Raw genomic sequence first — 13,282 nt, 5'->3', positions numbered from 1 at the left:
CTGGTGCCCTGTGCTTTTGTCGGCCGGTGCGCCGGCCGGTCGGCGGAGCCGGGCCCGTCCTCTCACCGGGCGGCGCGTGCCGGGTGGTGCCGTCCCGTACGGGGCCGGGCGTGCCCTCGGGCTCTGAGTACCCCGTGGGCCGGGGGCCCATGGCCGTCCGCCGGCGTTGCGCCGGTCACAGCGCGGGGCGGGCGGGGCGGGGGCGGTGTCAGGCGTGTCCCCTCGGGTCTCGGCGCAGCAGCCGGTGGACGGCGGCGGCGAGCGCCCCGGCGATCAGCAGCGCGCCGGCGGTCAGGGCGGGGACGGAGTCGGTGAAGGTGCCACCCGCACCGGCGCGCACGCCGTGGTGGATGGGGGCGCCGGTGCAGGAGTCGCCGTGGGGGGCGGCGGAGTGGGACTGCCAGGGCCGGGCGTGGCCGCAGGACGAGTGCGGCGCGGGGGGCGCGGGGGGTGTGGGGCTCGGACAGGAGTAGGTGTGGTCCTGTCCGCAGGGCTCCTCGGTCTCACAGGGGGTGCCGTGGGCCGGGACGCAGGAGGGGCCCGGGGCGACGGAAGGGTCGGAGGGGCCTGCGGGGCCCGCGGGACCGGTGAGGCCGGAGGAGCCGCGGTCGTCGCGGGAGACGTCGAAGGTCGCGCTCCACGGCGTGCCCTCGCCGCCGGGCGGGGCCGGGCAGGTGCCGTCGACGTTCCAGGCGGACTCGGTGCCGGCCGCCTCCGACGACGCGCCGAGGTCCGCCGCGGGGACGATCCGGGCGGTGCCCCGGTAGGCGGGCCCGGTCAGCTCGTCGTTGCCGGGCACCAGGGCCAGCTGGACGGCGCCCTCCTCGAAGGCCTCCGAGGAGGCGTCCAGGGTCTGCGGGGCGGGGGCGCCGAGGGGGTCGCAGGTGACGGCGACGGTGACGCTGCCGCCGGGGGCGGCCATGCCGGGGCTCACCTCCGCCGCCGGGTCCGCCGACGCGCCCGGGGCGACGGCGACCAGGGCGGCACCGGCCAGGACGACGGCGGACAGGACACGGGCGGTGCGGCACATGGGAGGGCTCCTTCGGCCGACGGCTGTGGGGAGCACCAGGCGGTGCCCCACAGCCATCACAGCCCGCCCCGGCCGAGCCCGCGCGCGACCGCCCGCCATTGGCGGGACACACACGGCCGACCGGGTGAACGGCGGCCCCCGGTCGAACGCCCTGCGCGGCCGTCGGCGCGTACGGAGTCGAACGACCTGCGCACGGCCGTCGCCACGTGCGGGAGCCCGACGACCGGCGCCCGTCGACCACGTACGCGGTCGAAACGACCCGCCACGCCCATCGACGCCGTCGAACGACCTGCGCGCACCCGTCGCCACCTGCGGGGGCCCGACGACCGGCGCCCGTCGACCACGTACGCGGCCGAAACGACCCGCCACGCCCATCGACGCCGTCGAACGACCTGCGCACGGCCGTCGTCACGTGCGGGAGCCCGACGACCGGCGGCCGCGTACGTGGTCGAACCACCCGCCACGCTGACCGGCGCACACGCGGTCGAACGACCCGCCACGCCCACCGGCGCGTGCGGGACCGGGCGACAATGCGCCGCGGCCCTCTACGCCGCGTCGTTCAGGACCTGCTCGCGCAGCCGGTCGCAGCAGCGGTTGATCAGCCGGGACACGTGCATCTGCGAGATGCCCAGCCGCTCGGCGATCCGGCTCTGGGTCATGTCGCCGAAGAACCGCATGTACAGGATCGCCCGCTCCCGCTCCGGCAGCGCCGCGAGCCGGGGCTTGACGGCCTCCCGGTCGACGACCGTGTCGAGGGCGGGGTCCGGGGAGCCCAGCGCGTCGACGAGCGAGTAGCCGTCCTCGCTGCCCGGCAGCTCCGCGTCCAGCGACAGCGCGCTGAAGCACTCCAGCGCCTCCAGGCCGACCCGGACGTCCTCCTCGCTCAGCCGGGCCTGCTCGGCGATCTCGGCGACGGTGGGACGGCGTCCGCGGACCGTCTGCGACAGGTCCTGGCAGGCGAAGCGGACGCGGTTGCGCAGGTCCTGGACGCGGCGCGGGACGTGCAGGGTCCACAGGTGGTCGCGGAAGTGGCGCTTGAGCTCCCCGGTGACGGTGGGCACGGCGTAGCTCTCGAAGGCGTGGCCGCGCTCGGGGTCGTAGCGGTCGACGGCCTTGACCAGGCCGAGGGCCGCGACCTGACGCAGGTCCTCGTAGTTCTCGCCGCGGCTGCGGAAGCGCCCGGCGAGCCGGTCGGCCATGGGCAGCCAGGCCTCGACGATCTCACCGCGGAGCGTGTCACGGCGGGGGCCGGGCGGGAGCGCGGCGAGCCGGCGGAAGGCCTGGTCGGTGTCGGGGGCGTCGTCGTGCGGGTGGTGCTTCGCGCTCGCTCGGTTTCGCATGGTGCGTAGCAACTCCCTAGGAAGTGCTCTGGGTTGGCCGGTCACCGTGGGAGGGCGGCGGCAGCCGGACGGGCCTGCCGGGGCCGCGTGTCATGCGGTGCCCCACGGGCGTGCCTCCGGTCCGAAGCACTGGGGCTGCGCCTGCCCGAGGCCGGCGCCCGCAAACGCCCCAGGTTTTCCGGCGGCCCGGGAGGTGACCCGGCAGGGGGTACGGACGTCCGCCCCATGCCCTCGTTTCCCGATGCCCGGGAGGTCCCATCTCATGAGCACCAAGGTCTCCGACCACATCCTGCAGCGGCTGCGCGAGTGGGGTGTGGAGCACGTCTTCGGCTACCCCGGCGACGGGATCAACGGTCTGCTGGCCGCCTGGGGCCGCGCCGACAACGAGCCACGGTTCGTGCAGTCCCGGCACGAGGAGATGTCCGCGTTCCAGGCGGTCGGCTACGCCAAGTTCAGCGGCCGTCTCGGGGTGTGCGCGGCGACGTCCGGGCCGGGCGCGATCCACCTCCTCAACGGCCTGTACGACGCCAAGCTGGACCATGTGCCGGTGCTGGCGATCGTCGGCCAGACGCACCGCACCGCGATGGGCGGCTCCTACCAGCAGGAGGTGGACCTGCACACGCTGTTCAAGGACGTCGCCTCGGAGTTCGTGGAGACGGTGACCGTGCCCGAGCAGCTGCCGAACGTCCTGGACCGGGCGATCCGCACCGCGTACGCCCGCCGCTGCCCCACCGCGATCATCCTTCCCGGGGATGTGCAGGAGCTGGACTACTCGCCGCCGACGCACGAGTTCAAGATGGTGCCCTCCAGCCTGGACCAGAGCGAGTGGACGACCGTCCCGTCGGAGGAGTCGCTGCGGCGGGCGGCGGAGATCCTCGACTCCGGCGACAAGGTGGCGATCCTGGTGGGGCAGGGCGCGGCGAAGGCGCGCGCCGAGGTGGAGCGGATCGCCGAACTGCTGGGCGCGGGCGTGGCCAAGGCGCTGCTCGGCAAGGACGTCCTCAGCGACGAACTCCCCTATGTCACCGGCTCGATCGGCCTGCTCGGCACCCGTCCGTCGTACGAGTTGATGCGCGACTGCGACACCCTGCTGACGATCGGCTCGTCCTTCCCCTACACACAGTTCCTGCCGGAGTTCGGCGACGCGCGGGGGGTGCAGATCGACATCGATCCGCACATGGTGGGGATGCGCTACCCGTACGAGGTGAACCTCGTCGGTGACGCACGGGAGACGCTGCGGCGGCTGATCCCGATGCTGACGTCCGAGGAGTCGCGCGGCCGCGAGTGGTTCGAGACGGTGTGTGACAACGTACGGCACTGGCGGGAGGTGATGGAGCGGCGGGCCGAGCTGTCGGCGGACCCGATCAACCCCGAGTACGTGGCACGGGCGCTGGATCCGCTGCTGCCGGAGGACGCGATCGTCACCTCCGACTCGGGTTCGGTGGCCAACTGGTACGCGCGGCACCTCACGATGCGGCCGGGCATGCGGGGTTCGCTGTCCGGGACGCTCGCGACGATGGGCTGCGGGGTGCCGTACGCGATCGGCGCGAAGTTCGCCCACCCGAACCGGCCGGTGATCGCGCTGGTCGGGGACGGGGCGATGCAGATGAACGGGCTGGCGGAGCTGATCACGGCGGCGAAGTACCGGGACCGCTGGCTCGATCCGCGGCTGGTCGTGGCGGTGTGGAACAACCAGGACCTCAACCAGGTGACGTGGGAGATGCGGTCGATGGAGGGCGCGCCGTCCTTCCTGCCCTCGCAGCAGCTGCCGGACGTGCAGTACGCGGCGTTCGCCCGCTCCCTGGGGCTGACCGGGGTGCGCGTGGAGAAGCCGGAGGACGTCGAGGCGGGCTGGCGTACGGCGCTCGCGGCGGACGGGCCGGCGGTGGTGGAGTTCCTCACCGACCCGGCCGTCCCGCCGATCCCGCCGCACGCGACCTGGGAGCAGATGGAGGCGACGGCCGAGTCGATCCTCAAGGGCGACGCGGACCGCGGCTCGATGATCAAGCAGGGCTTCAAGGCGAAGGTGCAGGAGTTCCTGCCGGGCCGGGGGAGGCGGTAGCCACCACCGGGCTCGGCGACCGGGCTCTCCTCAGTGCCGCCCCGGCGGCCGTCCGGGGCGGCCGGGGCGGCGGCCGGGTCAGGCGCCGACGTACTCCGCGAGGTGTTCGCCGGTGAGGGTGGAGCGGGTGGCGACGAGTTCGGCGGGGGTGCCCTCGAAGACGATCCGGCCGCCGTCGTGGCCGGCGCCGGGACCGAGGTCGATGATCCAGTCGGCGTGCGCCATGACCGCCTGGTGGTGCTCGATGACGATGACGGACTTGCCGGAGTCGACGAGCCGGTCCAGCAGGCCCAGCAGCTGCTGGACGTCGGCCAGGTGCAGGCCGGTGGTCGGCTCGTCGAGGACGTAGACGCCGCCCTTGTCGGCCATGTGGGTCGCCAGCTTCAGCCGCTGCCGTTCGCCGCCGGAGAGCGTGGTGAGCGGCTGGCCGAGGGTGAGGTAGCCCAGTCCGACGTCGGCGAGCCGTTCGAGGATCTTGTGCGCGGCCGGGGTGCGCGCCTCGCCGGTGGCGAAGAAGTCCTCCGCCTCGGTCACCGACATCGCGAGCACCTCGCTGATGTCACGACCGCCGAGGTGGTGCTCCAGCACCGAGGCCTCGAACCGCTTGCCCTCGCAGTCCTCGCAGGTGGTGGCGACGCCCGCCATCATCGCCAGGTCGGTGTAGATGACGCCGGCGCCGTTGCAGGTGGGGCAGGCGCCCTCCGAGTTGGCGCTGAACAGCGCCGGCTTGACCCCGTTGGCCTTGGCGAAGGCCTTGCGGATCGGGTCGAGCAGTCCGGTGTACGTCGCCGGGTTGCTGCGCCGGGAGCCGCGGATCGCGGTCTGGTCGACCGACACCACGCCCTCACCGGCCGGGATCGACCCGTGGACGAGCGAGCTCTTGCCGGAGCCGGCGACGCCGGTGACGACGGTGAGCACCCCGAGCGGGATGTCCACGTCGACGTCGCGCAGGTTGTTCGCCGTCGCCCCACGGATCTCCAGGGTGCCGGTGGCCTTGCGCACCGTCTCCTTCAGGCTCGCCCGGTCGTCGAGATGGCGGCCGGTGACGGTGTCGGCGGCCCGCAGTCCCTCGACGGTGCCCTCGAAGCAGACGGTGCCGCCCGCCGTGCCGGCGCCGGGGCCGAGGTCGACGACGTGGTCGGCGATCGCGATCACCTCCGGCTTGTGCTCCACGACGAGCACCGTGTTGCCCTTGTCGCGCAGCCGGCGCAGCAGGCCGTTCATCCGCTGGATGTCATGCGGGTGCAGGCCGACGGTGGGCTCGTCGAAGACGTAGGTGACGTCGGTGAGCGAGGAGCCGAGGTGGCGGATCATCTTGACGCGCTGTGCCTCGCCGCCCGACAGCGTGCCGGAGGGCCGCTCCAGCGACAGGTAGCCGAGGCCGATCTCCACGAACGAGTCGAGGGTGTGCTGGATCGCGGTGAGCAGCGGCGCCACCGACGGGTCGTCGATCCCGCGGACCCAGGTGGCCAGGTCGCTGATCTGCATGGCGCAGGCGTCGGCGATGCTGATCCCGTCGATCTTCGAGGACCGGGCGCCCTCGTTGAGCCGGGTGCCGTCGCACTCCGGGCAGGTGGTGAAGGTGACCGCGCGGTCGACGAAGGCCCGGATGTGGGGCTGCATCGCGTCCCGGTCCTTGGCCAGCATCGACTTCTTGAGCTTGGGGATCAGCCCCTCGTAGGTGAGGTTGATGCCGTCGACCTTGATCTTCGTGGGCTCCTTGTGGAGCAGGTCGTGCAGCTCTCTCTCGGTGTACGCGCGGATCGGCTTGTCCGGGTCGAGGAAGCCGCAGCCGGCGTAGATACGGCCGTACCAGCCGTCCACGCTGTAGCCGGGGACGGTGAGCGCGCCCTCCTTCAGCGACTTGCTGTCGTCGTAGAGCGCGGACAGGTCGATGTCGGTGACCGCGCCCCGGCCCTCGCAGCGCGGGCACATGCCGCCGGTGATGCTGAAGGCGCGGCGCTCCTTCGTGGTCCGTCCGGCGCGTTCCACGGTGACCGCGCCCGCCCCGCTGATCGAGGCGACGTTGAAGGAGAACGCCTTGGCGGAGCCGATGTGCGGCTTGCCGAGCCTGCTGAAGAGGATGCGCAGCATCGCGTTGGCGTCGGTGGCGGTGCCGACCGTGGAGCGCGGGTCGCCCCCCATGCGCTGCTGGTCGACGATGATCGCGGTGGTCAGCCCGTCCAGCACGTCGACGTCGGGCCGCGCCAGCGTCGGCATGAAGCCCTGTACGAAGGTGCTGTAGGTCTCGTTGATCAGCCGCTGCGACTCGGCGGCGATGGTGTCGAACACCAGCGAGCTCTTGCCGGAACCGGAGACGCCGGTGAACACGGTCAGCCGCCGCTTCGGTATCTCGACGCTGACGTCCTTGAGGTTGTTCTCGCGCGCGCCGTGCACGCGGATGAGGTCGTGGCTGTCGGCGTCGTGCGGCGTGGTCGAGGCCCGGTCCGTCCTCGGGGTGCTCATCATGTCTCCATCTGTCGGGCGGAGCCGTCTGCGCGGTCTCCGTCGTCGTCGCCTGGCTTCGGCGACCAGCTTCGCGCCCGGCCCGGGGGCGGCGCGGGAAAATCGGGGAACGGCGCTGCGGCGTGGCCGGCACACGTCCGGCGGTCCTGGGCGGAGGGCCCTCGATCGCCGGAGGGCTCAGCTCGGCTGCTGGATGCGGACCATGTTGCCCGCGGGGTCGCGGAAGGCGCAGTCGCGCACGCCGTACGGCTGGTCGGTCGGCTCCTGGACGACCTCGGCGCCGCCGGCCTGCACCCGCTCGAAGGTGCCGTCGACGTCGGCGCTGGCCAGGACGATCCCGGCGTAGGTGCCCTTGGCCATCATCTCGGCGATGGTGCGGCGCTCGTCGTCGGTGACGCCGGGGTCCGCCCCCGGCGGGGTCAGGACGATGGAGGTGCCGGGCTGGTCGGCCGGGCCGACCGTGATCCAGCGCATGCCGCCGTATCCGACGTCGTTGCGGACCTCGAAGCCGAGGATGTCGCGGTAGAACGCCAGGGCGGCGTCGGGGTCGTCGTGCGGGAGGAAGCTCGCGTGAATCCTGATGTCCATGGCTGTCACGCTAGCCGTGGCCCGGTGACCGCGCTTCTCGATTCCTGACCGGTCTGGTCACCTGTTTCGCCACGCAGGACGGTATGCCCGCCGTCGCCCGCGCGGCCTCGCGCCGGTAGGCGCTGGGCGGCATCCCGACCAGTTCGGTGAAGCGGGTGCTGAAGGTGCCCAGCGAGGAGCAGCCGACCGTGAAGCAGACTTCGGTGACGCTGAGGTCGCCCCGCCGCAGCAGCGCCATCGCGCGCTCGATGCGCCGCGTCATGAGGTAGGAGTACGGCGACTCGCCGTAGGCGCGCCGGAACTCACGACTGAGATGCCCGGCCGACATGTTCACGCCACGGGCGAGCGCCTCGACGTCCAGCGGCTGCGCGTACTCGCGGTCGATCCGGTCGCGGACGCGGCGCAGCCGCGCGAGATCACGCAGGTGCTGCGACGCGGCGGAGGTGCTGGTCACCCTCGGAATCGTGCCACATGGCACCGACACCCTCCGGGTGCTCCGGCGGCACCTTCGGCGGGCCCGTCGCGCATCGCGCCGACATCGGCCGGACGATCCCCGTGTCGGCTCCCGCCCCACGGGTACGCGGTGGGCCGGTTCCCGTAGATCTGGAGGGAGACATGCAGCGAGGCAGTGACCGGCTGAGTGTCCACCGGGACGACGAGATGAAGCACGAACTGCAGGGCCTGCTCAGGTCCGGGCATCCCACGCGCTCGGAGGAGTGGCACGACCCGGAACCGTCCGCCGAGGACGACCCGGAGATCTGGGGCGGCCCGGTGGTGCCCGGGGGCGCCCGGGCGTCGCTGGCGACGGTACGGCTGGAGCTGGCCCGGATCCTGGGCCGCAGCTCCTTCCCCGCGGGCCCGGACGAACTGGCCCGGACCCTGCGTCGCAAGAACGCGCCGGACGCCCTGGTCGAGGCGGTACGGCGGCTGCCGCGCACGGCGCGCTACGGCACGGTCCAGGAGCTGGCCGAGACGCTGGTGAGGGGCGGGTGACGACCACCGCGACCACCGCGACGACCCGCTACCGCTGACCCGCGGCCCGCTGCCGCTGACCCGCGACCGGCTGGCCGCGGCCTGGCCGGCGACGGGGCCGGCTAGGGCCGCGGCCGAGGGACGTGCGCGGAGACGCTCGCGGCGGACGCGAGGTCCAGCCACAGCCGGCCCGGCGGTGACCCACCGCCGGGCCGAGGCGGGCCACCCACCACCGCTGACGCAAGGAAGAAGAACAAGCAGCGTGCCGGGGGGCGACGAGGCCGCCTGGCGTGCCACGAAAGGACATCGAACGATCATGCGTATCGCGTTTCTGACGGCACCCGAGGGCGTCGAGCAGGTGGAGCTGACCGATCCCTGGCAGGCCGCGGTCGACGCGGGCCACGAGCCCGTCCTCGTGTCGACCGAGCCCGGTGAGGTGCAGGCCTTCCACCACCTCGACAAGGCGGACACGTTCAGGGTGGACGAGGTCGTCGGCGAGGCGGCGGCGGAGTCCTTCGGCGGGCTGGTCCTGCCGGGCGGCGTCGCCAACCCCGACTTCCTGCGCACCGACGACAAGGCCGTGTCCTTCGTCAGGGACTTCTTCGAGCAGGGCCGGCCGGTCGCCGCGATCTGCCACGCCCCGTGGACCCTCGTCGAGGCGGACGTCGTACGGGGCCGGGTGCTGACCTCGTGGCCGAGCCTGCGGACCGACATCCGCAACGCCGGCGGCACCTGGGTCGACGAGCAGGTCAAGGTCTGCGACCACGGGACCAACCAGCTGGTGACCAGCCGCAAGCCGGGTGATCTGAAGGCGTTCTGCGAGACCTTCCTGGACGTCTTCGCGAAGGAGGCCGGCTGATGGAGGGGCCGACCGACCGCAAGCAGCGGCAGCGGGAGGCCTTCCGCGCCGAGGACCCGGCATCCGGGCCGCTCACCACCGATCAGGGGGTGGAGGTCGACCACACCAACGACTCGCTGGCCGCCGGCGAGCGCGGTCCGACACTGATGGAGGACTTCCACTTCCGGGAGAAGCTCACCCGCTTCGACCACGAGCGCATCCCGGAGCGGGTGGTGCACGCACGGGGCGCGGGCGCGTACGGCTACTTCGAACCGTACGAGTCCTGCGCGGAGTTCACCCGGGCGGCCTTCCTCCAGGACCCGTCGGTGCGCACGCCGGTGTTCGTGCGGTTCTCCACCGTGCAGGGCCCGAAGGGCTCGGCGGACACCGTGCGGGACGTGCGCGGTTTCGCCACCAAGTTCTACACGTCGGAGGGCAACTACGACCTGGTGGGGAACAACTTCCCGGTCTTCTTCATCCAGGACGGCATCAAGTTCCCCGACTTCGTGCACGCGGTGAAGCCGGAGCCGCACAACGACATCCCGACGGGCGCCTCCGCGCACGACACCCTCTGGGACTTCGTGTCGCTCCAGCCGGAGACCCTGCACGCGATCATGTGGCTGATGTCGGACCGGGCGATCCCGCGCAGCTACCGCATGATGCAGGGCTTCGGCGTGCACACCTTCCGGTTCGTGAACGCCGAGGGGCGCGGCACGTTCGTGAAGTTCCACTGGAAGCCGAAGCTGGGCGTGCACTCGCTGGTGTGGGACGAGGCGCAGGAGTGCCAGGGCCGCGATCCGGACTTCAACCGGCGTGACCTGTGGGAGGCGATCGAGGCGGGCGAGTACCCGGAGTGGGAGCTGGGCGTCCAACTCGTGGCGGAGGAGGACGAGTTCGCCTTCGACTTCGATCTGCTCGACGCCACGAAGATCATCCCTGAGGAGCAGGTGCCGGTGCGGCCGATCGGCCGGATGGTGCTGGACCGCAATCCGGAGAACTTCTTCGCCGAGACCGAGCAGGTCGCCTTCCACACGGCGAACGTGGTGCCGGGCATCGACTTCACCAACGACCCGCTGCTCCAGGCCCGCAACTTCTCCTACCTGGACACCCAGTTGATCCGTCTCGGCGGCCCCAACTTCTCGCAGCTGCCGGTCAACCGGCCGGTGGCGCCGGTGCGCACCAACCAGCGCGACGGCTACCACCAGAGCACCGTCCACCGGGGCACCAACTACTTCCCGAACTCCCTCGGCGGCGGCTGCCCGGCGCACGCGGGCGTCGACAGCGCGGCGTTCACCCACTACACGGAACGCGTCGACGGCGCCAAGATCCGCCGGCGCAGCCCGAGTTTCCAGGACCACCACAGCCAGGCCGCGCTGTTCTGGAACAGCATGAGCGACTGGGAGAAGCAGCACATCGTCGAGGCCTTCCGGTTCGAGCTGGGCAAGGTCGACGCACGCACGGTTCGGGCCCGCACGGTCCGTGAACTGGCCAAGGTGGACGGCGAGTTGGCGATCCAGGTGGCCCGGGGCATCGGCGTGCCGGAGCCGACCGAGACCCGGTCGGCGTCGAAGCTGTCCTCCCCCGCGCTCAGCCTGGAGTCACTGCGCGGGGACGGTTCGATCCGTACCCGGCGGGTCGCGGTCCTGGTCACCGACGGCGTGGACGCGGACCAGGTGACCTCGGTGCGGGAGGCGCTGGCGGAACGAGGGGTGCTCGTGGAGGCGCTGGCGGCGACGGAGGGCTCGGTGCGGGGAGCCGACGGTGAACTGTATGCGGTCGACCGCGCACTGCCGACCGTCGCCTCGGTGCTGTACGACGCCGTCCTGCTGCCGGGCGGACCCACCGGCACGCCGGCGCTGACGCAGGACCCGGACGCCATGCGCTTCGTACGGGACGCCTACCGGCACGGGAAACCGGTCGGAGCACTGGGCTCCGGCGTGGGCGTGCTGTCCACCCTGGACCCGGAGGGGGTGCGGCTGTCGAGCGAGTTCCATCGGGTGGTCAGCGAACGGGGCGTGGTGACGGACACCTCGCCGGGCACGGCGAGCGCCGAGTTCCTACAGGCGTTCGTGGATGCCGTCGCGGGGCACCGGCACCCGGGCCGGCGGCCGCTGCGGCGCTGAGGCGCGGCAGCGGAGAAGAACGCGGGACCGGAGTCCCGGTGGGGTCACACCCCGCCGGGGCTCTCGCTCGTTCCCGCTCCCCTCTCCCGCCCGGTTCCCCGCCCTGTCGATCCCGGACCCCACTTGCCCACCGGGGTGCCCGAGGGAGCCGTGCCGGTCGCGTCCTCCGAGGTGGCGCGCTCGCGGGCGCCCTCCCGGGTGCGGCCGGGCGCGACGGAGCGGCGCGGGTTGCGGCGCAGGTACTCGCCCTCCAGCCGCGCCATGCGGTCGTTGTGGGCGCGCAGCGCGTCGTTCGAGCCGTACAGCAGGGTGTCGTGGCGCGTGCGGTGGATCGTCTCCAGCTCCTTCATGAGCTGCTGGTCGTCCAGCCGATCCGGGTCGACTCCGGTCATCGTGGTGCCCCACTCGTCGTGTTCGTCCATGGGGTTCGGGTACCCGCCCGGTGAGCAAAGACCCCCGAGCGGCACCCGGGAGGGAGCCATGGATCTCGCTTTTCTGCATCCACTGTACGAACATTCCGGCCCCTGGGCCTCCGTGTACGTCGACACTTCCCGGCACACGGAGAGCACCCCCCACGAACGCCACCTGACGGCCTCCGCCATGGCGCGGGAGCTGGAGCGACAGGGTGCGGACGCGGCGACCTGCCGGGCGGTGGAGCACGCGATCGAGGAGCTGCGGCACTCCTCCGAACCGCACGGGCGGGCCCTCTTCGCGCGGGCCGGGGAGGTCGTCCTCGACCCGGCGCTGGCCCGGCCCCCGCAGGGCGACTGGGCGGAGTGGGCGCCTTTGCCGAGGGTCACGCCGCTGCTGGAGCTGGCCGACCAGGACCCGGTGTGCGTGGTGGCGTACATCGACCGCAAGGGCGCCGACTTCGAGCTGCGCAGCGGGCTGCGTCACGAGGACGCGGGGAAGGTCGCCGGTCGGCAGTATCCGGTCCACCGTACGGCGTCGGCCGACTGGTCGGAGCGGCACTTCCAGCTGAGGGTGGAGAACACCTGGGAGCACAACGCGGCGGAGATCGCCGACGCGCTCGCCGTGTGCCAGGAGGAGACCCGGGCCGACCTGCTGATCCTGGTGGGCGACGACCGGGAGCGGCGGGCCGTGCACGAGCGGTTGCCGCAGCGGCTGCACGACCGCGTGGTCGAGGCGTCGCACGGGGCCGGCAGCAGGCTGCTCGACGATGACGTGGAGGCGGCCCGCGTCGAGCACGCGCGCCGGCAGGCCGACGCCGAGCTGGAACGTTTCCTTGCCGCCCGCGCACCCGACGACGAGGGGCGTGCCGGGGCGGTGGAGGGGGTGCCCGCGCTGGTCGAGGCGGCGCGTGAGCACCGGATCGACGAGCTGCTGATCCGCGCCGACGGCGCCGACACCCACCGTGAGGTGTGGATCGGCGAGGACCCGGACCAGCTGGCCGTGCGCCGTACGGAGCTGAAGACGCTCGGCGAGCAGCACTCGTGGCCGGCCCGCGCGGACGACGCCCTGATCCGTTCGGCGGTCGCCACGGACGCACCGGTCCTGGTCGTCCCGGCCACGGACGAGGACGCCCCGGTGGGCGGCCTGGGGGCGCTGCTGCGCTGGAAGTGACGGCACCGGGTGGGTCGGCAGGGCTGCCGGCCCCGGAGCACGTCCGACAGGCCGGCCGTACCCGGACGGGCACGGCCAGACGGTCGACTCCGCGCGCATCCGGCCAGGCCAGACGGCCGGTCCGCGCGCGTTCTGCCAAACGGCCGGCCCAGACCCGTTCGGCCGGGCAGCCAACTCGCGCGCGCTCGATCGCGCGGCCGACACACGACAGGCACAGCCAGACGGCCGGCCCCGGGCACATTCGGCCAGACGGCCCGGCCCGCGCGCGCTCGATCGGTC

Annotated in this window: 10 protein-coding genes and 1 pseudogene; 5 read left to right on the top strand and 6 right to left on the bottom strand. The window is 72.8% G+C overall.

Annotated elements, in window-relative coordinates:
* Positions 1-208: 208 nt before the first annotated feature.
* Positions 209-1,030 carry a hypothetical protein gene (locus tag ALMP_RS30620; RefSeq protein WP_264934120.1) on the bottom strand — a complete coding sequence of 274 codons (822 nt, stop codon included), beginning with the start codon at positions 1,028-1,030 and terminating at the stop codon, positions 209-211.
* Positions 1,031-1,575: 545 nt separating this feature from the next.
* Positions 1,576-2,370 (bottom strand): RNA polymerase sigma factor SigF, encoded by a 795-nt coding sequence (locus tag ALMP_RS30615; protein WP_264934119.1) that lies wholly within the window; start codon positions 2,368-2,370, stop codon positions 1,576-1,578.
* A gap of 262 nt (positions 2,371-2,632) precedes the next feature.
* Between ALMP_RS30615 and ALMP_RS30610 the strand changes: the two genes are divergently transcribed.
* Entirely contained in the window at positions 2,633-4,432 is a 1,800-nt protein-coding gene (locus ALMP_RS30610) for a thiamine pyrophosphate-requiring protein (RefSeq protein WP_264934117.1), read from the top strand.
* Between the two features lie 78 nt (positions 4,433-4,510).
* On the opposite strand, the gene ALMP_RS30605 is transcribed toward ALMP_RS30610, so the two are convergent.
* The 3 genes from ALMP_RS30605 to ALMP_RS30595 all read right to left on the bottom strand — a co-directional run bounded on the left by ALMP_RS30605 (position 4,511) and on the right by ALMP_RS30595 (position 7,940).
* Complete coding sequence (locus tag ALMP_RS30605; protein ID WP_264934116.1) at positions 4,511-6,901, bottom strand: excinuclease ABC subunit UvrA; 2,391 nt, start codon at positions 6,899-6,901, stop codon at positions 4,511-4,513.
* A 174-nt stretch (positions 6,902-7,075) separates the two neighbouring features.
* The gene (locus ALMP_RS30600; protein ID WP_264934115.1) at positions 7,076-7,486 is read right to left on the bottom strand and encodes a VOC family protein; all 411 of its coding nucleotides are present in this window, start codon (positions 7,484-7,486) and stop codon (positions 7,076-7,078) included.
* 10 nt (positions 7,487-7,496) lie between these two features.
* Positions 7,497-7,940, bottom strand: coding sequence for a helix-turn-helix transcriptional regulator (locus ALMP_RS30595; RefSeq protein WP_264934114.1), 444 nt, complete (start codon positions 7,938-7,940; stop codon positions 7,497-7,499).
* Positions 7,941-8,101: 161 nt separating this feature from the next.
* Between ALMP_RS30595 and ALMP_RS30590 the strand changes: the two genes are divergently transcribed.
* The 3 genes from ALMP_RS30590 to ALMP_RS30580 all read left to right on the top strand — a co-directional run bounded on the left by ALMP_RS30590 (position 8,102) and on the right by ALMP_RS30580 (position 11,419).
* Entirely contained in the window at positions 8,102-8,479 is a 378-nt protein-coding gene (locus tag ALMP_RS30590; RefSeq protein ID WP_264934113.1) for a DUF2795 domain-containing protein, read from the top strand.
* Between the two features lie 295 nt (positions 8,480-8,774).
* The gene (locus tag ALMP_RS30585) at positions 8,775-9,317 is read left to right on the top strand and encodes a type 1 glutamine amidotransferase domain-containing protein (protein WP_264934112.1); all 543 of its coding nucleotides are present in this window, start codon (positions 8,775-8,777) and stop codon (positions 9,315-9,317) included.
* Positions 9,317-11,419, top strand: a complete 2,103-nt coding sequence (locus ALMP_RS30580) for a catalase (RefSeq protein WP_264934111.1) — start codon at positions 9,317-9,319, stop codon at positions 11,417-11,419. The genes ALMP_RS30585 and ALMP_RS30580 overlap by 1 nt, the downstream gene beginning before the upstream one ends.
* Positions 11,420-11,562: 143 nt before the next feature.
* Here ALMP_RS30580 and ALMP_RS30575 read toward each other — a convergent pair.
* A pseudogene (locus ALMP_RS30575) lies at positions 11,563-11,841 on the bottom strand (DUF6158 family protein); the annotation flags it as partial.
* A 58-nt stretch (positions 11,842-11,899) separates the two neighbouring features.
* Between ALMP_RS30575 and ALMP_RS30570 the strand changes: the two are divergent.
* On the top strand, positions 11,900-13,003 hold the full coding sequence (locus tag ALMP_RS30570) for a Vms1/Ankzf1 family peptidyl-tRNA hydrolase (protein WP_264934109.1): 1,104 nt from the start codon (positions 11,900-11,902) through the stop codon (positions 13,001-13,003).
* The last annotated feature ends 279 nt before the right edge of the window (positions 13,004-13,282 follow it).

Source organism: Streptomyces sp. A012304, assembly GCF_026008495.1.
In the GTDB taxonomy this organism is placed as follows: Bacteria; Actinomycetota; Actinomycetes; order Streptomycetales; family Streptomycetaceae; genus Streptomyces.
The sequence above is the reverse complement of the archived record's forward strand: the minus strand, read 5'-3'. Positions and strand labels throughout refer to the sequence as shown.